Here is a 23,390-nt window from a genome sequence, read left to right on the forward strand (position 1 = left end):
CCTTCATGCCGCTTGACGGTTATCGCCATTACCGGCATCCAACGGCGCCGCCCGCGCCAACCATAGCTTGACCTCGGCCGCCTCCAGCAGCAATGGGCCTTGCGGCATGGATGGCGGCTCGGTCTTGTCTTCATGCCAGTCCGACAGGTCGGCGTGGGCAACGCAGTCGTCGATATGGATAAATATATCCTCCACATCGCCCTGCCATGCCTGATACAGATCCTGGTTCACCACGATCAGCAAGAACAAGCGCCCGCTATCGTCGCGCTGGCCGCCAAGGCCCACCCGCGTACTGCGCTGTAGCAAGGCAAGCCCGCCGCCGGGGCTACGCAGCAACGCCACCGGCGCGCCGAAAAAATAGCGCCCGATGTCGACCAGGAAACGGTTGGCTTGCTGGATTTCATCGCATAGCTCAATCTCTGCCTCCTTGCACAAACTATGGTACTGCGCAGGCGTGAGCGCGGTGTCAAGCGGCACAGTCAGCCCGAATTCAAAACCCATCGGTATCAGGATGCCGTTGCCACTGGCAGCCGCAAAACGCAGCGCGCGCAAGCTGGCGCGCCGTCGCGATGGCCCATCGGTCAGGCTAAGCTGTCCCGCCAGACGCGGACCGAATGGGGTTTCGGGAAAAGCAATAATGGTGGCATCGCCGAGCAGATTATCCTGCTCGCGCACATAGCGCGTAGCTTGGTAATCCCACCAAGCGCCCGAGCAGAATACGGCATCGAAGCCAGCGTCCGTCAACGGATCAAGCTGTGTCGCCGAACTGCCGGGAGTCCAGGCCAAGAAGCTGACTGAACTGCAGTAACTGCGGGTCTCCGCCATCAACGCTTGCCAAAGCGTGGTCGGCACAGCAGCAAGGGCGTTACAGACAAAACCCACAACGCCGGCATCCAGCAAAGCTTGCAAGCGCATGCGCCAGAGATCGAGCACGCCGTTTTGCACGGCGGAGTCCGCCATGCGCAAACGGATGACGCCGTCACCTGCGACAGGCAAGCCACTGGCAGGTAGCGTGCCTACCGCTGAAGGCTTACCTTCGAACCAGTGTGGGCGAGCATCAACCAGCTGGTCTCCCGGCATGACTCTGTCGAGCACAATGTCAAGCAACAGGCGCAAATCACGTTCGGCGCAAGCTGCAGTCAGCTCTTCCAATACCGGACCGTCTTCAACGCCGGCGTGCCGGCCCAGGTTGAGCGCATTGGCTAGCAACACATGATCGAAACCCAGCGCAGCGCAATGATCAAGCAGTTCGGGCCAGCCCTGATGTGATACCAGTGCCGGGTTGATGCAATAGATGCGAGGTGCGGTGGTGAAGCTCATGTCGGCAATCCTTGAAAATTTTGCGGGAGCTTGATGCTGGCCAGAGCGGCAGTTTGCAAGCGGTTCCTCGGGCATGATCGGACTTTATCGCGTAGCGCGAAAAACGCATATCGGCGCTTGCCGCAAAGGTTTGTAGGAGCCCGCCTACAACGAAAGACGGCGCTGTTCACCCTAGGCAAAATTAAAAGCGTCACTACACTTCAGCCACAGCCGTGTTTGCGCAAAAGATCGTCTTCAACTCAAGGAAAATCATGGATCACGCAACTAAACATTTCGAGCAATTCATGCAACAGCGCGAGGAAGTCGGGCAAGCCTACGTCAACGGCGATGCGGGACCGCTAGCCAAGATTTCCACCGATATAAATCCAGCAACTTTTTTCGGCCCTGCCGGCGATTACGAACAAGGCGCCAGGAAAGTCCTGGCGAACAACGAACACGCCGCCGGGCAGTTCCAGAAGGGCAGCCGTAGCCGGTTCGAGATCTTTCACATGGCGATTGGTGGCAACCTGGCTTACTGGGTCGGCATCCAGCATGCGGAAGTCCGTATGAAAGACAAGGCCGCGCCAGTATCGATGCGCTTGCGCGTGACCGAGATTTTTCGGCTGGAAGAGGGAGAATGGAAATTGATGCATCGTCACGCGGATGCGTTGAAGCCGGCAGATAAAGAATAATCAAGCGCTATAAAAAAATCCCCGTCGCTGCATAGACAGATACGGGGATTTTTTATAGGCCAATTACTAGCCGGTCAGACTTTCTGCTTCGCAGAAATCGCATTTGCCACGACCAGCGCCGTCATGTTGACCACACGGCGCACTGTCGCCGACGGGTTCAGGATATGTACGGGAGCTGCCGCGCCCAGCAATACCGGCCCTACTGTCACGCCTTGGCCGCCTGTCATCTTCAGCACATTGAACAGGATATTGGCGGCATCCAGGTTCGGCGTGATCAGTACATTGGCGTCACCGCTCAAGGTCGATTTCGGCAAGAACTGCGCACGCAGTTCTGCGCTCAACGCGGCATCGCCGTGCATCTCGCCATCGGCTTCGACATCCGGCATGCGCTTGACGAACAAGTCGCGCGCGGCGCGCATCTTTTTTGCCGACGGCCGGTTGCTGGAACCGAACATCGAGTGCGACAGGAAAGCCACCTTCGGTGGAACGCCAAAACGGCGCACTTCTTCCACCGCCATGGCGGCGATATCGGCCAGTTGCTCGGCGCTCGGATCGTCATTGACGAAGGTATCGGCGATGAACAGAGTGTGCTTGTCCAGCACCAGGCCGTTCATGGCGGCGAAGCCCTTGGCGCCTTCGCGCAGGCCGATGATGTCGCTGACGTGTTCCAGGTGGCTGTCGAAACGGCCGACCAGGCCGCACAGCATGCCGTCGGCATCGCCCAGCTTGACCAGCATCGACGCGATGGTGGTATTCGAACGGCGCAAGGTGGATTTGGCCATCTCAGGCGTCACGCCATCGCGCGCCTTGATCTCGTGATAGGCTTCCCAGTACTGGCGGAAACGGGCGTCGTCTTCCGGATTGATCAACTCGAAATCACGGCCGGCCTGCAAACGCAAACCGGCGCGTTTGATGCGCGCGTCGATCACCGCCGGACGGCCGATCAGGATCGGCCGCACCAGTTTTTCTTCCAGCGCGATCTGCACCGCGCGCAGCACTCGCTCATCTTCGCCTTCTGCATAAACAATACGCTGCGGCTCGCCGCGCGCAGCCAAGAACACCGGACGCATGAACATGCCGGTGTGGCTGACGAAGCGCATCAGCGACTGGCGATAGGCGTCCATGTCCTTGATCGGACGCGTCGCCACGCCCGACTCTTCGGCGGCGCGCGCCACTGCCGGCGCAATGCGCAAGATCAGGCGTGAATCAAAAGGCTTGGGAATGATGTATTCCGAGCCAAACTGCAGTTCCTGGCCGGCATAGGCCGACGCCACTTCTTCGCTGATCTCGGCCTTGGTCAGGTCGGCGATCTCGCGTACGCAAGCGACCTTCATGGCTTCGGTGATGCTGGTAGCGCCGCAATCCAGCGCGCCACGGAAAATATACGGGAAGCACAACACGTTGTTGACCTGGTTCGGATAATCCGAGCGGCCGGTCGCAATGATGCAGTCCGGGCGCGCTTCCAGCGCCAGTTCAGGGCGGATTTCCGGTTCCGGATTGGCCAGCGCCAGGATGATAGGCTGGCGGCCCATGGTCTTGACCATCGCTTGCGACAGCACACCAGGCGCCGAGCAACCGAGGAACACATCGGCGTCGACAATCGCATCAGCCAGGGTGCGGGCGTCCGTGATTTGTACGTAGCGCTGTTTGGACACGTCCAGCTTGTCTTCGCGCTTGTCGTGGATCACGCCGCGCGAATCGCAGACGAAAATATTTTCGCGCTTGACGCCCAACTCCACCATCAGGTCGAGGCAGGCAATCGCCGCCGCACCGGCGCCGGAAGCCACCAGCTTGACTTCGCCGATCGCCTTGTTGACCAGCTCCAGGCCGTTCAGCAATGCCGCCGACGAAATGATCGCCGTGCCGTGCTGGTCGTCATGAAAGACCGGGATCTTCATGCGCTCGCGCAGTTTCTTCTCGATGTAGAAACATTCCGGCGCCTTGATGTCTTCCAGGTTGATGCCGCCCAAGGTCGGCTCCAGTGCCGCAATGATCTCTACCAGCTTGTCCGGGTCGCGCTCTGCCAGCTCGATGTCGAAGACGTCGATGCCGGCGAAATTATGGAACAGACAGCCCTTGCCTTCCATCACCGGCTTGCCGGCCAGCGGGCCGATATCGCCCAGGCCCAGCACGGCGGTGCCGTTGGTGATCACGCCGACCAGGTTGGCGCGCGAAGTGTATTCCACCGCCATTTCCGGGTCTTCGTGGATCGCCAGGCAGGCGTAGGCCACGCCGGGCGAATAAGCCAGCGACAGGTCGCGCTGGTTAGACAAAGGCTTGGTCGGCACCACGGCGATCTTGCCGCGCGTCGGGCTGCGATGATATTCCAGCGCAGCTTCGCGCAGAGCCTGTTCGGCCGCTGAAAGAGTGGTGGGGGTGCTCATTGATGGTCTCCTGGATACGCTAATGAAAAATTCTGTGGCAGCGACATTGGCACAATACCTGTCGATTCGGTTTCTCGGTCACCGATACCTCTGCCTATGAAGATGCTTTTTGGAAAGGAAATAGTCTGCAGGATTGCCGCTTCCATAGTACTGCCGATAGCAAATGGTAGACGAATCCGGCGCAATTTGCAGCGCCCTTGTTGAAAAAATCACAAGCGAGAATCACTGTATCTGGACACATAAAACAAAAAGCCTGCATATGCAGGCTTTTTATCGGCAGATAGAGACATAAATAAATTATTGCACGCCATCCGGCGCCGCTTCAGGCCGCCACACTGCTCTCCGCGGGCTGCTGCAGCAGCAGCGTTTCATAACTCCAGCGCGACCAGCTGGATGCCACGCCCAGCCTGGCTGTATTGGGCCTGATTTTCGGCTTGTGAATCGCCACCCGAATTTCATCCAGCATGGGAAATTCGCGAAACGACAAACTGGCGACTTCCGAAGCGAGCGTTTCCAGCAAACGGGTATGCGGCTTGGATTTCAGGAAATCCGAGACCACCGTGCAGTAATAATCATAATCGATCACGGAAGCAGAGTTGTCTTCGTGCGCGCTGCCGCCGCCGGTTTTGTATGACAACTCGATATCCAGCTCGACCGCTTGCGGCCCTTCATGCTCATGCGGATGCAGGCCGACGTGCGTCATTGCCGACAAGCCTTCGACGAAAATCTGCCAACGTACGCCGCTGGCGATGTTTTCATTCTTCATCAGAAATACTCCTGGCAGGCATCCAGCAAGATGCGGCCGAAATAGTCGGCGAAGCTGCGCCGGACGATCAGTTCGTAGGCCCCGTCCGCCAATGGACGCAGCAGGATGCCGGCCTTGAAGTAATGGCTCTGGGCGCACTGGCCGGGCTTGAATACGCTGGCATGAAAATCCAGCGGGCAGCCCTTCTGCAATACCTCGCGCGCTTTCGGGCCGCTCAGCACCAAGGTAGTGTTTCCGCTGCTGATATCCACCACCGAAGCAAACTCTCCTGCCAACGACGTCACCAGATCTGCGCACAGCGCCGGCAAGCGCGGTTGCCTGGATTGGATCAGCCATTCATTCGGCGCCAGCCAATAGATGATGAACTGCTCGCTCTCGGCAATCGTGTTCGGCTGCACCGGCAAGGCTGCGCCGGTGAGGTTCTTGATCGTCCTCAGAAACGCCAGGGATGCAGCCTCGCCCTTGATATTGATCAGTTCGAGGAATGGCTTTTCTTCCAGGTTGATAGCCTGGCTGGCGCCTGCCGTTAGCGGCGCCAGCAAAGCCCCTATTTCCGCGAACGGGGACTCCTGTTGCACCTGGAAAAGCTGGGTTTCATTCAACATGTTGACGGACTCCTTCTGCATCGTAGAACACCAGGCTGCTGATTGTTGCCGCGAAATTGCGCCCGTTCGCCAGCGGAATGCTGACTTCCTGCCCCATCTTGCCCAGGCCGCCCTTGATCAGCGCAAAAGCAATCGAGCGCTGCAGGATCGGGCTGAAATAGCTGGAGGTGACGTGGCCGATCATGGTTGCGGTCGGCGCGTTACTGGGCTCGGCCAGGATCTGGCTGCCTTCCGGCAGCACGAAATCTTTATCCGCGCTGAGCAAGCCCACCAGCTGCTTGCGGTTTTCTCCCGCCGTATCGGAACGCGATAGCGAACGCTTGCCGAGGAAATCCTTGGATTTGGCGCACAGGCCGCCCATGCCCAGGTCGTAAGGCGTGACCGAGCCGTCGGTATCCTGGCCGACGATGATGTAACCCTTCTCGGCCCGCAGCACGTGCATGGTTTCGGTGCCGTAAGGCGTGATGTCGAATTCCTTGCCGGCCTCGATGATCGCATCCCAGATCGCCCGCCCCATGTTGGCCGGCACGTTCACTTCATACGACAGTTCGCCGGAAAAACTGATGCGCATGATGCGGGTGAATACGCTGTTGATGCTGCCTTCGCGGAAGGACATGAAGGGGAACTTCTCGTTGGAGAAATCGATATCCTTGCACACTTTTTGCAACACGCGGCGGGCGTTCGGTCCCACCACCGCAAACGTTGCGAAGTGGTCGGTCACCGAAGTCAGGTTGACTTTCAGGTGCGGCCATTCGGTTTGCAGCCAGCGTTCCATCCAGTCCAGCACACGCGCCGCGCCGCCGGTGGTGGTGCTCATCAGGAAATGCTGTTCGCCCAGGCGCACCGTGACGCCGTCGTCGAACACCATGCCGTTTTCATCCAGCATCAAGCCGTAGCGGCACTTGCCGACTTCCAGCTTGTTCCATGGATTGGTGTACATCCAGTTAAGCAAGGTCACGGCGTCCGGTCCTTGCACGTCGATCTTGCCCAGGGTCGAGGCATCGAGGATGCCGACGCTGTTGCGCGCCGCCAGGCATTCGCGCACTACCGCGGCGTGCAAATCCTCCTTGCCGCGCGGGTAATACCAAGGACGTTTCCAGTTGCCGACATCCTCGAACAAGGCGCCCTGCTCCTGGTGCCATGGATGGATACAAGTCTTGCGGATCGGCGTCAGGAACTCACCCAGCTCGCGTCCGGCTACCGTGCCAAAAGTGACCGGCGTGTAGTTCGGGCGGAAGGTGGTGGTGCCGGTTTCCGGAATGCTCTTGCCCAGCACTTCGGCCAGGATCGCCATGCCGTTGATGTTGCCGAGCTTACCCTGGTCGGTGCCGAAACCCAGCGCCGTGTAGCGCTTGACGTGTTCCACCGAGTGATAACCCTCGCGCGCGGCCAGGTAGATATCGGCAGCGGAAACATCGTTCTGGTAATCGACGAACTGCTTGGGGCCGCGCCCGACTTGCTTGCGGTCGCCGACCAGCCACAGCGGCATGATGGGGGCCTCGGACAGCTCCGCGACTTTCCAGCCTGGCAGCGCTACCGGCTTCAGACCGACCGAAATAATAGCCTGCTGCGCCGCCAGCGCGCCGTCACGCAGAGCGCCGCTCAGACTGAAATCGCCATTGGAAGCGCCGGCGCTGGTTTCCTTCTGCATTGCCGAACCGGGGACAAAACAAGCTTTGTCGTTGTTCCAGTGCGCCTTGCCGCCGGATTGGGCGAACAGATGGATCACCGGATTCCAGCCGCCGGAAACGCCCAGCAAATCGCAGGCAAGCGAAGTAATGAATTGTCCCGGTACGCCATCCCGGTGCTGCGCCACTTCCACCGCCTTGATGTGACGGCCTTGGCGGTTGCCGCCGGCGGTCACCACCACGGCGTCATTGATGATATTGATGCCCTGCCGTTTGGCGGTGGCCGGCAGACTGCTATTGCTGGCGGCGCGTGGATCGACCACGGTCACTTCCGCGCCGTAGCTCTTCAAATCGAGCGCGGTCTGGTAGGCGTCATCATTGTTGGCGAAGATCACCGCCTTGCGTCCAGGTAGTACGCCGTAACGATGGATATAGGTCGACACCGCTGAGGCCAGCATGATGCCTGGCAGATCGTTGTTGCCGAACACAATCGGCCGCTCATGCGCGCCAGTGGCCAGGATCACGTGCTTGGCGCGCACTTTCCACAGGCGTTCGCGGACCTTGTTGGCGGTTCGCTGCGCCAGCGGCAGATGTTCGCTCAAGCGCTGGGTCACCGTCACCAGGTTGTGGTCCTGATAGCCGAATGCGGTACTACGCGACAGGATCGTGACTTCCGGCAGCGCGCGCAAATCGGCGCTAATCCTGGCCACCCATTCTGCGGCAGGCAAACCATCGATGATTGCCGGACCAGACAGCAAGCTGCCACCTAATTCAGACTGATCGTCGACCAATACCACTCGCGCACCGGAATTCGCCGCCACCCACGCCGCCGCCAGTCCAGCCGGGCCGGCGCCGGCGATCAGGACGTCGCAGTGGGCGTAGGTTTTTTCATAGCGGTCCGGATCGAGCTCGGTCGGCGCGTTGCCGAAGCCGGCCGCTTCGCGTATCACTTCTTCATACTTGCCCCACCAGCTGCGCGGCCATTTGAACGTCTTGTAATAAAAACCGGCCGGAATGAAGCGGGCAAACAGCTGGTTCACCGCCATGCGGTCGTTCTCGATGCTGGGACTGGCGTTGACGCTGGTGGCGCTCAGGCCGTTGTAAAGCTCGATTTCAGTGGCGCGAGCATTCGGCACGGTATACGCCCCCGCTTCCAGCTGCACCAATGCATTAGGTTCTTCCACGCCGGCTGTGACGATGCCGCGCGGCCGATGGTATTTCCAGCTGCGCGCCACAAAATGCACGCCGTTCGCCAGCAGCGCCGAGGCCAGCGTATCGCCCTGGAAGCCGTCGTAGCGCTTGCCGTTGAAGGTAAAAGTGAGTGGAGCGCCGCGATCGATGCGGCCGCCGCTTCCCAGTCTGTGACTCTGGCTCATGTTGTGCTCCCTGTCTGCGCCGCGCTGTCCGCAACCGGCTTGGCTTCAAACTTGCTGTAGCTGAGGAATTCATAAGTGACGGTGTCGCGCTCGGCCATGAACCAGCGGCGGCAGCCCTGGTTATGCACCCATTGCTCACGGTGCACGCCGCGCGGATTCTTGCGCATGAACAGATAGTCGCCCCAGGCTTCATCGCTCAGTTTTTCAGTTTCCAGCGGACGCGCGATATCGGCTTCGCCGCCGCAATGGAACTCACTCTCGGCGCGTGGCCCGCACCAAGGGCAGGTGATCAATAACATGGTGGTTCTCCAAGAGAGATGTCAAAAAAACTCTGTCATCCTCGCGAACGCGGGGATCCAGGTTACGCAAGGTGGATTCCCGCGTTCGCGGGAACGACTCAGACCATGGTCCATCAGTGAGCAACCGCAGCGGCGCCGTGTTCGTCAATCAGGTGGCCGTTGTAGAAACGGTCCAGCGCAAACGGCGCGTTCAGGGGATGCGGATTGTCGTTGGCGATCGTGTGCGCGAACACCCAGCCAGAACCCGGCGTGGCCTTGAAGCCGCCGGTGCCCCAGCCGCAGTTGAAGTACAAGCCCTTGACCGGCGTCTTGGAAATGATCGGGCAAGCGTCCGGCGAAACGTCGACAATCCCGCCCCATTGCCGGTTCATACGGACCCGGCTGAACACCGGGAACATTTCGACGATCGCTTGCAACGTACCTTCGATCACGTGATAGCTGCCGCGCTGGCCGTAGCCGCTGTACTGGTCGACGCCGGCGCCGATCACCAGGTCGCCCTTGTCGGACTGGCTGATGTAGGCATGCACCGCGTTCGACATCACCACCGTATCGATGATCGGCTTGATCGGTTCCGACACCAGCGCCTGCAGCGGATGGCTTTCCAGCGGCAGGCGGATGCCGGCCATGGCGGCCAATACGCTGGAATGGCCGGCGGCAACCACCGCCACTTTCTTGGCCTTGATGAAACCCTTGACGGTATCGACGCCGGTCACCGCGCCGTTCTCGCGCCGGATGCCGGTGACGCCGCAATTCTGCAAGATATCCACGCCGCGTTCATCGGCGCCGCGGGCAAATCCCCAGGCCACCGCGTCATGCCGCGCCACCCCGCCGCGGCGCTGGAACGAGGCGCCCAGCACCGGATAATGACTATTCAGATTGATGATCGGAACGATTTCCTTGACCTGCGCCGGGGTCAGCCATTCGGCGTCAACACCGTTGAGACGGTTGGCGTTGATGCGGCGATCAGTATCGCGCACGTCTTGCAAGGTATGCGCCAGGTTCATCACGCCGCGCTGGCTGAACATGACGTTGTAGTTCAAATCCTGCGACAAGCCTTCCCACAGCTGCATGGCTTTTTCATACAGCATGGCCGACTCGTCCCACAGATAGTTCGAGCGCACGATGGTGGTGTTGCGGGCGGTGTTGCCGCCGCCGATCCAGCCTTTTTCGATGACGGCGATATTGCGCAAGCCGTGCACCTTGGCCAGATAGTACGCGGTGGCCAGGCCGTGGCCGCCACCACCGACGATAACGATGTCGTACTCTTTTTTCGGTTCCGGGCTTTTCCAGGCCCGCTGCCAGTTTTCATGGTAGGAGAGGCCATTACGGATCAAGCTGAATATCGAATAATTGCTCATGCTTCCCTCAAAAAGAACCGGAACCGCTGTTATTGCCGAAACCTACTCAGCACTCAATGACATTTACCGCCAAACCACCACGTGATGTTTCCTTGTATTTCGTTTTCATGTCGGCGCCGGTCTGCATCATGGTCTTGATGACCTTATCCAGCGAGACATAGTGCTTGCCGTTGCCGCGCAGTGCCATGCGGGCGGCGTTGATCGCTTTCACCGCGCCCATCGCATTGCGCTCGATGCATGGAATCTGCACCAGGCCGCCGACCGGATCGCAAGTCATGCCGAGGTTATGCTCCATACCGATTTCAGCAGCGTTCTCGATCTGCTCGGTGCTGCCGCCCAGCACCGCCGCCAGTGCCCCTGCAGCCATCGAACAGGCCACGCCGACCTCGCCCTGGCAGCCGACTTCGGCGCCGGAGATCGATGCATTTTCCTTGTAGATCAGACCGATCGCCGCCGCCGTCAGCATGAACGTCATGACGCCGTCCTTGTTCGAGCCCGGAATGAATTTGGTGTAGTAATGCAGCACTGCCGGCAATACCCCAGCCGCGCCATTGGTCGGCGCCGTGACGATCCGGCCGCCGGCGGCATTTTCTTCATTCACCGCCATCGCATACAGGTTGACCCAGTCCAGCATCGACAAGGGATCGGTAAACGACTCTTCCGAGCGATCCTTCAGTTGACGGTACAGGTCGGCAGCGCGCCGCTTGACCTTCATCGGACCGGGCAGCTCGCCGTCGATGGAACAACCGCGCTTGATCGCCGCCGCCATTACATCCCAGATTCCCAGCAGCTTGGCGCGCACTTCTTCCGCCGAACGCCAGTGTTTTTCGTTTTCCATCATCAGGGCGGCGATGGTCAAACCGCTTTCCGCGGACATGCGCAGCAAATCGTCGCCGGAATGGAAGGGATAAGGCAGTTCGCCTTCCGACTGCACGCTGCCGGCCTGCACCAGGTTGACGCGCTCGCCTTCCTTGCTGACCACGAAACCGCCGCCGACCGAGTAATACTCTTTTTCCGCGATGACGCTGCCGACGCCGTCGAGGGCGACAAAGCGCATGCCGTTAGGATGCTGTGGCAAAGCTTCACGGCGGAAAAACAATACGTGTTCCTTTTCAACGCAACCGATCGGATGCGTGCCGTTCAACAGCAGTGTCTTGGAACTGCGAATTTCCGCCAGCCGCGGTTCGACATGGTCCGGATCGATATTGTCCGGCAGGTTGGCTTCCAATCCCAGCAATACCGCCTTGTCGCTGCCGTGACCTTTACCGGTGGCGCCCAGCGAACCGTACAACTCGACACGCACCGCGTGCACCGCATCCAGCAGATTCGCATCATGCAGATAGGCGGCAAAGCGATTGGCGGCAATCATCGGTCCCACCGTATGCGAACTGGATGGACCGATGCCGACCTTGAATAAATCGAATGTGCTGATCTTCATTTGCTTCTCGACTGGCTATGCTGGCAAAACAAAATAAAACCGTTCATTACAACTCCTGGGTGGGTTGAAGTATTTTTCCCGGCACACAGCAACAGCGGTGCGAGATACAACAACGCCAAAGTGCAGTGCAACCGTGCTGATCAAGGCCGCTATCAGCGACAAATTGCAGTGCTATTCCTTGGCATCATTTTGTCCTTGCACCGGCTGGTCTATTTTCCGTAGCTGACAAGTGTTTGTCCTTTTCCGACACACACGACAATTTTTAATTTTACGGCCAAGTGGCGGCCACGACGCGATGACATTTCCTTGTAGGGCATAAATTAAATGCCAAAACATTGTCAATTAATTATTTTTAATTTGATTTGGCTGACGCGCATGTTCTTTTGACCGTAACGGCGAGCTTTCTATCTCAAAAGAGAGATCGCTCGGAGGGCGGTAAAGCTAAAACGGGGTAGGATAGCGAGCCCTGATTCTTAAATCCAGTCAAAACAGCCTAATCCACAAGACATGCCAAACACCAATCTGCGCAGCCAGTGCCATACCTTCTTTTCCGCAACCCCACCTCGCTCGGCGGCTCAGGATTTTACCGAAATGGCGGCCTGGTGCGAAGCGCACGACATCCAGCACGACAGCTACGGCGAAGGCAAGCTGATCCAGGATTTTGAAAACAAGGTCGCCGCGCTGCTGGGCTTTGAGGCTGCTCGCTTTGTGATTACCGGAACGATGACGCAGACCGTGGCGTTGCGGATCGCCTGCCAGGACAAGAACAACCGGCTGGTGGCGCTCCACCCTACCGCCCACGTATTACTGCACGAAAGCAGCAACTACCAGCTTCTCGACCATTTCACCCCGCTCAAGGTCGGCGCTCCATACCGGCCATGGACAGTGGATGATCTTAAAGCCATTCCCGATCGCTTGGGAGCCGCACTGTATGAATTGCCGATGCGCGAAATTGGCGGTCAGTTGCCGACATGGGAAGAACTGGACGCAATCAAAGCGTACTGCCATGAACAAAACATTCATCTGCATTTGGATGGCGCGCGTTTATGGGAAGCCGCCGCAGGTTATGACAAGCCGCTGAACAGCGTGGCTGCAGGCTTTGATAGCGCGTATGTCTCGTTTTACAAAGGCATCGGTGGCTTGGGTGGGGCAATGTTGCTGGGCAGCCGTGATTTTATTGACCGTTCGTCAGAATGGATGAAACGCATGGGCGGCAATGTTTATCAGCGCTCGCCCTATGTGGTAGCGGCAGCAATGCGGCTGGACGAAAAGCTCGCGCGCATGCCTGCATATCTGCAACGCACCCGGGACTTATATCAGTTACTGACACGCTATCCAGGCTGGCAGGTCAATCCGCAGCAACCGCACTGCAATATGCTGCACATCTATTTCCCGGTCAATCTTGACACCGCGAATACGGCACGTGACCAGCTAGCCAAGGACCACGGCGTTTGGCTATTTGGTCGGGTCAGCGACGCAGCGCTACCACAGCAGTGCTATATCGAATTGTATGTAGGAGAGGCATTACTGGCTTTGTCTGACGAGCAAGTTGGTACGATCCTGGGTCAATTCCAGGCCTTGCTGGCCACTTCCTGAAAACCGCCCGCCGCCGTTGCAATCAGCAACGGCAGCGGGCCTTTGGAGCGGGATTGCTCAGGCAGCCTGTTTCAGCAGATGATGCGGATCGATGACGAATTTCTTGGGCGCACCCGCATCGAACTGCTGATAACCGGCCGGGGCCTGGTCCAGAGTGATTACTTCGACGCCGACAATGTCGGCGATCTTGATGCGGTCCCACAGAATCGCCTGCATCAGTTGCCGGTTGTATTTCATCACCGGCGTCTGCCCGGTATGGAAGCTATGCGACTTGGCCCAGCCCAGACCGAGACGGATGCTCAGGCTGCCGCGCTTGGCGGCGCTGTCGACCGCGCCCGGATCGTCGGTTACATACAAGCCCGGAATGCCGATCTTGCCCGTCACCCGCGTCACCTCCATCAGTGAATTAAGCACGGTTGCGGGCGCTTCCACCTGCGCTCCGGCATGGCCGTGGCCGCGCGCTTCAAAGCCGACGCAATCGATCGCGCAATCGACTTCCGGCACGCCCAATATCTGGGCGATCTGGTCGCTGAGCGAGACATCGCCGGACAAATCGACCGTTTCAAAACCGACGCTGCGGGCATGGATCAAGCGTAGTGGATTGACGTCGCCGACGATCACCACCGCAGCCCCCAGCAGGCGCGCCGAAGCCGCCGCCGCCAGGCCGACCGGACCTGCGCCGGCGACATACACCGTGGTTCCCGGACCGACGCCGGCAGTCACCGCTCCGTGATAGCCGGTAGGCAGAATATCCGACAAACAGGTCAGGTCGCGAATCTTGGCCATCGCCTGCGCCTTGTCCGGGAAGCGCAGCAGATTGAAGTCGGCGTATGGCACCATCACATATTCGGCCTGGCCGCCGATCCAGCCACCCATGTCAACATAGCCGTATGCGCCGCCGGCACGAGCCGGGTTGACCGTTTCGCAGACGCCGGTGTGCTGTTCCTTGCAGGTGCGGCAGCGGCCGCAAGCGACGTTGAACGGCACCGATACCAGGTCGCCTTTCTTGATGGTTTCGACATCGGAACCGATCTCGATCACCTCGCCGGTAATTTCATGACCCAGCACCAGCCCGGCTTGCGCCGTTGTCCGACCGCGCACCATGTGCTGGTCGGAGCCGCAAATATTGGTCGACACTACTTTCAGGATAACCCCGTGCTCGATCTTCTTTCCTTGCGGATTATCCAGCTTGGGAAACGGGATGGATTGTATTTCCACCTTGCCCTGTTCGATATAAACCACGCCACGATTTTCAGACATTGTGTCTCCTTGTGTCAGATTATTATGTGGAACTGCCATAGCGCTCGGGCGGCAGGTTGTAACGCTAGCCGCCCTGCCTGTTTCTGTCGCTTAGATTCCGAGCGAAGCCTTGACTGCCGGCAAACCATCCTTGCCATCGAAGGTCTTGACGCCGGCCAGCAATTTATCGAGAATCTGCGGATTCTTTTTCAGCCATTCTTTTGCCGCAGTCTTCGGATCTTCCTTATCCATGATGCGTCCCATCAGTTGGTTCTCTATCCCGGTGGAAAACTGCAGATTGGTCGCCAGCTTGTCGGCATTCGGGCAGCGTGTCGCATAATCGTTTGCAGTCACGGTGTAGACCTTGGCTTCGCCATAGTTGGGACCGAAGACGTCGTCGCCGCCGCTCAGGTAGCTGATCTTCTGCTGCACATTCATCGGATGCGGCTCCCAACCCAGGATCACGATCCATTTCTTTTGCTTGACCGCGCGGCCCAGCTCGATCAGCATGCCGGCCTCGCTGGATTCCACCATCTTGAAACTCTTCAGGTTGAACTGGTTCTTGCTGATCATGCCCTGAATCAGCGCATTGCCGTCGTTGCCCGGCTCGATGCCGTAGATCTTGCCATCCAGCTCCTTGGAATACTTGGCGATGTCGGCAAAGGTCTTGAGACCGGCGTCGTAGGCGTAAGTCGGCACCGCCAGCGTATATTTGGCGCCGGTCAGGTTCGGCGTCGCCAGCACCTTGACCGAGTTATCCTTGACGAAAGGCGCGATGATCGGATCCATGGTCGGCGCCCAGTAGCCCAGGAACAGATCGATCTGCTTGTTCTTGACACCGGCGAAAGTGATCGGCACAGAAGCGATGGTTTTGGTGGTGTAATAGCCCAGCCCTTCGTACATGGCGGAAGCGAGACCGGTGGTAGCGGCGATATCGGTCCAGCCGACATCGGCAAAGCGGACGTTTTTACACGACTGCGGCTCCTGCGCCTGCACTGTGCCTATCATGGTCATGCTGATGGCGACGAGTGCTAGCTTGAATGATTTCATTGCATTTCTCCTGTGGCAAAGACGAAAATCCGATGGTTGATCGATGAGCCGCACCGGTATTGAATGAATGGAAAGATCTGCACGCCGACGCAACAGAGAAAACCATGCGTAGTGGTACAAACAAGAAATTACAGTGCATGCGCGCTACGGCTTAGACCGATTGCGACATGCTATTGCCTGCCGGCGTCAAACAGCTCGTCCGGAACCAATGGCAAAGGAGGCAGCGGTGGCAGTTCGTCAACTGCGGATAGATAAGGATGACGCAAATGCCGCTCGCTGCTGGGAGAGCGGCCGAACTGGTTGCGGTAGGCTTTGCTGAAATGGCAGGACGACTGGAAGCCGCAAGCCACAGTGACGCTCATGATCGACATGGTGGTCTGCAACAGCAGTTCGCGGGCGCGCCGCAAACGCAGCTGCAGATAATAATGGGTCGGCGTGACGTCCAGGTAGTACTTGAACATGCGTTGCAACTGCCGTTGCGACAAGCCGACCAGCCGTGCAATTTCTTCAAAAGACAGGGTTTCTTCGATGTGGGTTTCCATCAGCCGCGCCACCTCGATCAGCTCCTTGCGGCTGAATCCCAGACGCGCTGCAATCGGGATGTGCTGCTGATAGGCGCCGTCGCGGATCCGCTCCAGGATGAACTGTTCGGAGATCTCCGCCGCCAGCGTCTTGCCGTAACGGTTCGCGGTCAGGTTCAGCATCAGGTCGATCGGTGCGGTGCCGCCGGAACAGGTCAAGCGATCGCGGTCGACCGCGAACAAGCCTTCGGTAAACAACACCCGTGGAAAATCCTCACGCAAGGCAGAGATATTTTCCCAGTGGATGGCGCACTGATAACCATTCATCAGCCCGGCTTTGACCAGCGCGTAGCTGCCGGTGCAGATCCCGCCCAGCATGACGTTGCGTCGCGCCAGCTGGGTCAGCATGGCGTTCAACTTGTCGTTGACCGCTTCGTGGATCTTGACGCCGCCACAGATGAACAGGATGTCCGGTGTGCCGGCCTGCTCCAGGGTCAGGGTCGGCGTGATCGGCAAGCCGTTGCTGGCCAGCGCCGGCAAGCCGTCGAGGCTGATCACCGACCAGCGGTACAAGGTCTGGCGGCTGATGTAATTCGCCATGCGCAAGACTTCGATGGCGCTGGCAAAGGCGATCATCGAAAAATTCGGCAAGGTCAGGAAGCCGAAGTGGACTACCGCCGACGGCGCCGCAGGCTGTTGCGTCGTCGGCTTTGAAACGGATTGCTGCTGCGAAGACATCCTGCCTCCATCTATGGCTACCGGCGATGGCGTTCCATCGCCGAGATCACGTTGCTGCAATATTGCTCAATTTTCCATTCTGCGCGCCGGCGCTAACTGGTCGCCAGCGCCGGACTCTTGCGAAACCATTTGCGCAGACGGAAGAAGCGCTGCACCTTGCCGGCTTCCGGCGTGCGCCCGAAACTCTCTGTAATCCGGTCGAGGATGATCGCCAGCAGCACCACGCTCAAGCCGCTTTCAAAACCGAGGCCGATATCCAGCCGCTGGATGCTCGCCAGCACATCATTGCCCAAACCGCCGGCGCCCACCATCGATGCGATGATCACCATCGACAAGGCCATCATGATGGTCTGGTTGATGCCCGCCATGATCGACGGCAGCGCATTCGGAAACTGCACCTTGTACAGCAGTTGCCAGCTGGTGCAGCCAAAGGCTTGCCCGGCTTCGACGATTTCATTGTTGACCTGGCGAATACCCAGCGCGGTCAGGCGCACCGCAGGCGGCATGGCGAAAATCACGGTGGAGATAATCCCCGGCACCCGTCCCAGGCCGAACATCATGGCGGCCGGAATCAGGTAGACAAAGGCCGGCATGGTTTGCATCAGATCGAGAATGGGGCGTACCACCATCGCTACCCGCTTGCTCTTGGCGGCCCAGACCCCGACCGGAATCCCTAGCGCCAGGCTGATCAGGGTGGACGAAATAGTCAGACCCAGGGTGACGATGGTCTGGTCCCAGAAACCGGTGTTGTGGATGACGAAGAATGAAACCACGGTGAACAGCGCGAATTTGAAGCCGACGCGCCAGATACCCATCACGATGAAGAAGCCCATCAGCAGCCACAGCGGCAGCACTTGCAAACCGTGTTCTATGGATTCGGCGAACCAGCTGATGGCGTTACCGAAGCTGTCGAAACTATTGCCGTGCTTATCGAGTATGTAATGGACGAACTGGTCGACCCAGCGTCCCAGCGGAAGGTGCTCAGACATGCGAACCTCGGGATTTTGACAAAGCTTGGAGAACCATGGCCTGGCTGATCGCGCCGCAATAGCAGCCGTCGCCATCCACTACCGGTAACGGATTGCGGCTGCCGATCAGCTTGTCCATCACGTCTTCCAGGTTTGTGCGGTGATGAATCACTTCGATACGGTCCATGCCGCTCGCCTGGATATTGCCGCCGGCGTCGGCAAAGCGGCGGGTGGCGATGATGCCCTGCACCTTGCGCGCGGCATCGACCACGAAGGCATAATCGGAGCGGCTGCGGTTATACAGATCGCCGTTGGCGTGGATCTCGCTGGCGGAGGCCACCAGCGGCACCGCGTTGGCTTGCATCAGATCGCCGGCGGTCAGGTAGCGGTTGGTGTCGACGCCATCGAAGAAGGCGCGGACATATTCTTCGGCTGGATTGTCGATGATTTCCTGGGCGCTGCCGACCTGCACCAGACGGCCGCCTTCCATGATGGCGATACGGCTGCCGATGCGCAGCGCTTCTTCCAGGTCATGCGAGACAAAGATGATCGTGCGCTGCTGTTCTTTTTGCAAATCCAGCAGCACATCCTGCATTTCCTTGCGCTTGAGCGGATCGAGCGCGGAGAACGCTTCATCCATGATCATCAGCGAAGGATTGACCGACAACGCGCGCGCCAGGCCGACCCGCTGCTGCATGCCGCCCGACAGTTCGCACGGCAGCTTGTTGGCAAACGAGGCAAGGCCGACCTGCTCCAGCACTGCCATGGTGCGCCGTTCGCGCTCCTTCTTGCCGATACCCGCCACTTCCAGCCCGAAAGCGGCGTTCGACAATACGGTCCGGTGCGGCATCAGCGCAAACGACTGGAACACCATGCTCATGTCGCGCCGGCGCAATTTGATCAATTGTGAATTCGTCATCTGCGCCACGTTCTGGCCATCCACCAACACATTGCCGGCGCTCGGATCGACCAGGCGGTTGATGAGGCGGATCAGCGTCGATTTGCCGGAGCCGGATAGCCCCATCAGCACGAAGATCTCGCCCTCCTGTACCTCGAACGACACATTCTGGACGCCGACCACCTGCCCGGTTTCGGCAAATATCTTGTCTTTGGAGTGCCCCTTTTCGAGCATGCTCAACGCCAACTGCGGATTGTTACCGAAGACCTTGTACAAACGGTCGACTACCACTTTTGCAGACTTCATCACCTGTCTCCTGATTGTGCATGCGGCGATGTTGCCGATCAGATAATTCCTGATTGCAACATGTCGTTAGCGTGCGGGTCTAGCCTGATGGTCATTGCCCGCTTTTTTGAAATCCACTGCTGCAGAGTGTATGTGCAGCACAGCAGGAAAGACAAGCAGCAGCGACATCCTGGCAACCATCACGATCGCGGGAAAACTTCGTCCTGGGTTAATGACATAGTCGCGACAAAGGTCTTTCGTCGAATGACGATTTACGACAAGCACTTAATCAAAAACGACGAAGCACGTGTCGTGCCATGACTAGCCGCTCCTTGTGGGTTTTGGCATGTCGCAATTCCATCATTTTTAGTCGCAATTGCGGGGAGTTAGGTTTATGCGTCGGGACAATAATTGTCGGCAGGTATCGAGGCAAACGCGCTGTCCGAGGCGTCACGGCTATCGTTACCCATCCGGCACAGTAGTCACTTAGTTGGCGCCGCATCCAAGCAGCTTCGTTTTGCTTTTTGCAATCGGCGCCGGCGAGCACCATAATGTGCGCCGATGTTAAAAGAGAAACAATTTAAAAGGGAGTAGTAGACATGCTTCAGAAATTCAGTCAAATCAAGGTTTCTTTATGGCTTGCCGTCGCTATGCTGTTCGGTTTTCAGGCGCCAACCCAGGCCCAGACCACCGATAGCGGCGGTGTCCCGGCGGCCGCGCCGGCTGTTGCTGCCGCAGCGCCGGCGTCGCCCTTCACCGCCAACGTCACGATCGCTTCGCAATATGTCTCGCGCGGTTTCCGCCAGACCTGGGGCAAGCCGGCGATCCAGGGCGGCTTCGACTACGCCAATCCGAATGGTTTGTTCGCCGGCACCTGGATGTCCACCGTCAGTGATCATTTCATCGAAGGCGGTTCGGTCGAATGGGATCTGTATGGCGGCTATACCGGCAGCGCGGGCGATCTGACCTACACCGGGCAAATCTATTACTACGTCTACCCTGGCGCCGAAGTGGCGTTCGCCAACACCAAATACAACTATGGCGAAGCGGTCGCCTCGCTCACCTATAAATGGTTCAACGTCAAATATTGGCTGACCTACACGCCGGATTATTTCGGCTACAACAGCGCCACCTTAGGCATTGGCAACGGTCAGCACAGCCGCGGTTCCGGCTACCTGGACTTGAACGGCACTTTCGACCTGGGCAGCGGCTACAGCTTGCTGCTGCATTACGGTAATGAACGGGTTCGGAATTTTTCGGCCTATAGCTTCCAGGACGGCAAAGTGGCGCTATCCAAAGCTTTCGACGGCGGCTGGACCGTGACCGGGGCGGTCACCAAAGGCTGGAACAAGAATGGCGTGTATGACCGTTACACCACCGGCGTCTTGAATTCCGCCGGCGTGGCGGATGTCTCCAACCCGCTTGCCACTACGCTGGTGCTGTCGCTGACAAAAACCTTCTAAGCGGTCCTGATCTCCTGGCGCTTCGCAAAGAACATCCCGCCTCCCAGGCAAACGCGAAGCGCATTGCTGAAGCCATCCGTACAAGACATGGCTTCAGCTTTTCTGGTCCTGCGGCTATTCTGAACGCAGCCTGAAATCAACCGATGGCGGCCGCCCCGGCAACGTCAATGTCGCTTGCGTCGCGGGTGACTGGCTGATGATCTTGCCGCGCCGGATGACATATCTCCTGCCGGCGCGCAAACGGATCGCCTCGACCGTGCAACCCGCATCCAGCACCACCAGGTCGGCGTTGCAGCCTGGCTCCAAGCCATAGCCGCCAAGACCCAGTATCCGTGCCGGGGTTTCCGTCACTGCCATGAAACAGGCGTGCATCGCATCCTGCCCGGTCATCTGCGCCACATGCAAACCCATGTGCGCCACTTCCAGCATGTCGCCGGAACCGAGGCTGTACCAGGGATCCATCACGCAATCCTGACCAAAGGCGACATCGATGCCGGCCGCCAGCATTTCCGGCACGCGCGTCATGCCGCGCCGTTTAGGATAGCTGTCGTGACGGCCTTGTAGCGTAATGTTGATCAGCGGATTGGCGATCGCTGCCACTCCGGCTTCGCGGATCAGCGGCAGCAGCTTGCTGACGTAATAGTTATCCATCGAATGCATCGAGGTCAGGTGCGAGCCGGTAACCAGGCCGTGCATGCCCAGCCGCTGCGTATGAAAGGCCAGGGTTTCGATGTGGCGCGACATGGGATCGTCCGATTCATCGCAATGCATGTCGACGCGCAAACCCTTTTCGGCGGCGAACTCGCATAGCAGGCGGATCGATTCCGCGCCGTCCGCCATGGTCCTTTCAAAGTGCGGTATGCCGCCCACCACATCCACGCCCATGGCAATCGCCCGTTTCAGGTTGGCGAACGCGCGCGGACTACGCAACAGGCCGTCTTGCGGAAACGCCACCAACTGCAAATCCAGGTACGGCGCGACTCGGCCCTTGACCTGTAACAAGGCTTCCACCGCCAACAAGCGGTCGTCGCAAATGTCGACATGTGAACGGATCGCCAGCAAACCGCGCGCCACTGCCCAGTCGCAATACTGCATGGCGCGAGCGAACAAGGCTTCCTGCGTCAGCGTCGGCTTCAGCTCGCCCCACAATGCGATTCCTTCCAGCAGCGTGCCGGAGCTGTTGACGCGCGGCAGCCCATAACTCAAGGTTGCATCCATATGAAAATGGGCATCGACAAACGGCGGCGTCACCAGGCTGCCGCCGGCGTCGATCACTTGCTCAGCGTTGACCGCCAGCGCCACACCGACCGCATTGATGCGGCCACCGGCAATGGCAATGTCGACACCGGTCCTGCCGCTAGGTAGTGCGGCATTTCTAATTAACAGATCCATAGGCATCCTCTTTTATGCGATACATGTTCACCTGCCGATACGATGCCGGCGTGGCGACCAGTCATCTTAACGGTAAATTCATGTTGTGAAGCGTAAACCAGATGATAATAAGAGGCGAAAAACTGCCATTTTCTCTACTCTTTATCTCAACAAAAAGTCTTGGAAAATTGCAATAAAGAAATTAACCACCTCTCAATATGCGTCCATTGAAAAAGAAATCCATCGTCTACCTGGGCTCCGCAGCCTTGCTCCTGCTGCTCGTTTTCGGACTCTATCGCCATTTTTTATCAGGCGGCAAGCAAACCGAATACCTCACCGCAACGGTAGCCAAAAGCGATATCCAGGACACGGTGCTAGCCAGCGGTTCGCTGGAAGCCTTGCAGCAAGTGAGCGTAGGCGCGCAAGCATCCGGCCAGGTGAAATCGCTGAAAGTTTCACTTGGACAAGAAATAAAAAAGGGCCAACTGGTGGCCGAGATCGATTCGCTGACGCAACAGAACGCGCTGCAAAACGCTGAGTCCGCACTGACCCAGGTGCGCGCCCAGCTGCGCTCGAAACAAGCGGCGCTGGTCCAGGCCCAGTTCAACTTCACGCGCCAGCAACGGCTGCTGGCGGGCGATGCCGGTTCACGCGAGAATTATGAAACGGCGCAAGCGACGCTGCAATCAACCGAGGCCGACATCGATTCGCTCATGGCCCAGATCCAGCAAGCCAAGATCACCGTCAGCACCGCCACGCTGAATCTCGGCTACACCAAGATCATCGCGCCGATGGATGGCAAGGTCGTCTCTATTGTCACCTAGGAAGGGCAAACCGTGAATTCCGCCCAACTGGCGCCGACCATCATCATCCTGGCCGAACTGCGCACCATGACCGTCAAGGCGCTGGTATCGGAAGCCGACGTCATCCGCGTCAAGCCGCAACTGCCGGTGTTTTTTACCATCCTGGGCGATCCAGACCACCGCTACCACGGCACCCTGCGCACGGTCGAGCCGGCGCCGGATTCGATCAGCAGCGATGGCAGCGGCGACAAGAACAAAAGCAACGCCACTGCGGCGCCGGTGTATTACAACGCCTTGTTCGATGTGCCCAATCCGGACAACAAGCTGCGCATCTCGATGACGGCACAAGTCTCGATCGTGCTGAATGAGGCCAAGGATGCCCTGGTGATTCCGTCGAGCGCGCTAGGCGAGCGCGGCAAGGATGGCCGCTATCAGGTCAAGGTGCTGCAGACCAAGGACGGCAAGCAGTCGGTCGCCACGCGCCAGGTACGGATCGGCATCAACAACATCCAGGCGCAAGTGCTGGATGGCCTGAAGGCAGGCGAGAAAGTGGTGATCGGCGAAGCCGGCGCCGCGCCTGCGGAAGACCAGGCCGTCGTGGTTGCGGGTTAAG

16 protein-coding genes and 2 pseudogenes are annotated in these 23,390 nt (G+C 58.7%); 4 read left to right on the forward strand and 14 right to left on the reverse strand.

Annotation, left to right across the window (positions count from 1 at the left end):
* Positions 1-3 precede the first annotated feature (3 nt).
* On the reverse strand, positions 4-1,320 hold the full coding sequence (locus tag ABI171_RS15790; protein ID WP_348093482.1) for a hypothetical protein: 1,317 nt from the start codon (positions 1,318-1,320) through the stop codon (positions 4-6).
* Positions 1,321-1,571: 251 nt separating this feature from the next.
* Between ABI171_RS15790 and ABI171_RS15795 the strand changes: the two genes are divergently transcribed.
* Complete coding sequence (locus ABI171_RS15795; protein ID WP_348093483.1) at positions 1,572-1,991, forward strand: nuclear transport factor 2 family protein; 420 nt, start codon at positions 1,572-1,574, stop codon at positions 1,989-1,991.
* A gap of 74 nt (positions 1,992-2,065) precedes the next feature.
* Here ABI171_RS15795 and ABI171_RS15800 read toward each other — a convergent pair whose 3' ends face one another.
* From ABI171_RS15800 to ABI171_RS15830, 7 genes are all read right to left on the reverse strand, one after another.
* Positions 2,066-4,375, reverse strand: coding sequence for an NADP-dependent malic enzyme (locus tag ABI171_RS15800; protein WP_348093484.1), 2,310 nt, complete (start codon positions 4,373-4,375; stop codon positions 2,066-2,068).
* A gap of 322 nt (positions 4,376-4,697) precedes the next feature.
* A complete protein-coding gene (locus ABI171_RS15805) occupies positions 4,698-5,141 on the reverse strand; it encodes a dihydroneopterin aldolase (RefSeq protein ID WP_348093485.1) in 444 nt (147 codons plus the stop codon).
* The gene (locus ABI171_RS15810; RefSeq protein WP_348093486.1) at positions 5,141-5,746 is read right to left on the reverse strand and encodes a sarcosine oxidase subunit gamma; all 606 of its coding nucleotides are present in this window, start codon (positions 5,744-5,746) and stop codon (positions 5,141-5,143) included. Before ABI171_RS15810 ends, ABI171_RS15805 begins: the two co-directional genes overlap by 1 nt.
* Positions 5,736-8,750 carry a sarcosine oxidase subunit alpha family protein gene (locus ABI171_RS15815; RefSeq protein WP_348093487.1) on the reverse strand — a complete coding sequence of 1,005 codons (3,015 nt, stop codon included), beginning with the start codon at positions 8,748-8,750 and terminating at the stop codon, positions 5,736-5,738. The genes ABI171_RS15810 and ABI171_RS15815 overlap by 11 nt, the downstream gene beginning before the upstream one ends.
* Entirely contained in the window at positions 8,747-9,049 is a 303-nt protein-coding gene (locus ABI171_RS15820; RefSeq protein WP_348093488.1) for a sarcosine oxidase subunit delta, read from the reverse strand. Before ABI171_RS15820 ends, ABI171_RS15815 begins: the two co-directional genes overlap by 4 nt.
* 113 nt (positions 9,050-9,162) lie before the next feature.
* Positions 9,163-10,407 carry a sarcosine oxidase subunit beta family protein gene (locus ABI171_RS15825; protein ID WP_348093489.1) on the reverse strand — a complete coding sequence of 415 codons (1,245 nt, stop codon included), beginning with the start codon at positions 10,405-10,407 and terminating at the stop codon, positions 9,163-9,165.
* A gap of 46 nt (positions 10,408-10,453) precedes the next feature.
* A complete protein-coding gene (locus tag ABI171_RS15830; RefSeq protein ID WP_348093490.1) occupies positions 10,454-11,845 on the reverse strand; it encodes an L-serine ammonia-lyase in 1,392 nt (463 codons plus the stop codon).
* Between the two features lie 507 nt (positions 11,846-12,352).
* On the opposite strand from ABI171_RS15830, the gene ABI171_RS15835 reads away from it, so the two are divergent.
* Entirely contained in the window at positions 12,353-13,441 is a 1,089-nt protein-coding gene (locus ABI171_RS15835) for a beta-eliminating lyase-related protein (RefSeq protein WP_348093491.1), read from the forward strand.
* A 57-nt stretch (positions 13,442-13,498) separates the two neighbouring features.
* Here ABI171_RS15835 and fdhA read toward each other — a convergent pair whose 3' ends face one another.
* The 5 genes and pseudogenes from fdhA to ABI171_RS15860 form a co-directional block, all read right to left on the reverse strand.
* Positions 13,499-14,701 carry a formaldehyde dehydrogenase, glutathione-independent gene (fdhA, locus tag ABI171_RS15840; RefSeq protein WP_348093492.1) on the reverse strand — a complete coding sequence of 401 codons (1,203 nt, stop codon included), beginning with the start codon at positions 14,699-14,701 and terminating at the stop codon, positions 13,499-13,501.
* Between the two features lie 90 nt (positions 14,702-14,791).
* The gene (locus ABI171_RS15845; RefSeq protein ID WP_348093493.1) at positions 14,792-15,730 is read right to left on the reverse strand and encodes a choline ABC transporter substrate-binding protein; all 939 of its coding nucleotides are present in this window, start codon (positions 15,728-15,730) and stop codon (positions 14,792-14,794) included.
* A gap of 170 nt (positions 15,731-15,900) precedes the next feature.
* A complete protein-coding gene (locus ABI171_RS15850) occupies positions 15,901-16,989 on the reverse strand; it encodes a GlxA family transcriptional regulator (protein ID WP_348093494.1) in 1,089 nt (362 codons plus the stop codon).
* Between the two features lie 173 nt (positions 16,990-17,162).
* Positions 17,163-17,978, reverse strand: a pseudogene (gene choW, locus ABI171_RS15855) (choline ABC transporter permease subunit); the annotation flags it as partial.
* Positions 17,971-19,161 carry a glycine betaine/L-proline ABC transporter ATP-binding protein gene (locus tag ABI171_RS15860; protein ID WP_348093495.1) on the reverse strand — a complete coding sequence of 397 codons (1,191 nt, stop codon included), beginning with the start codon at positions 19,159-19,161 and terminating at the stop codon, positions 17,971-17,973. The pseudogene choW and the gene ABI171_RS15860, both read right to left, overlap by 8 nt.
* 578 nt (positions 19,162-19,739) lie before the next feature.
* On the opposite strand from ABI171_RS15860, the gene ABI171_RS15865 reads away from it, so the two are divergent.
* Positions 19,740-20,603 carry a TorF family putative porin gene (locus ABI171_RS15865; protein WP_348093496.1) on the forward strand — a complete coding sequence of 288 codons (864 nt, stop codon included), beginning with the start codon at positions 19,740-19,742 and terminating at the stop codon, positions 20,601-20,603.
* A gap of 114 nt (positions 20,604-20,717) precedes the next feature.
* Here the strand turns inward: ABI171_RS15865 and ABI171_RS15870 are convergent, their stop codons facing one another.
* On the reverse strand, positions 20,718-21,995 hold the full coding sequence (locus tag ABI171_RS15870; RefSeq protein WP_348093497.1) for an amidohydrolase family protein: 1,278 nt from the start codon (positions 21,993-21,995) through the stop codon (positions 20,718-20,720).
* Between the two features lie 197 nt (positions 21,996-22,192).
* Between ABI171_RS15870 and ABI171_RS15875 the strand changes: the two are divergent.
* Positions 22,193-23,389 (forward strand): annotated as a pseudogene (locus ABI171_RS15875) (efflux RND transporter periplasmic adaptor subunit).
* Position 23,390: the final 1 nt, after the last annotated feature.

Origin of the sequence: Collimonas sp., assembly GCF_039923675.1 — a bacterium.
In the GTDB taxonomy this organism is placed as follows: Bacteria; Pseudomonadota; Gammaproteobacteria; order Burkholderiales; family Burkholderiaceae_D; genus Collimonas.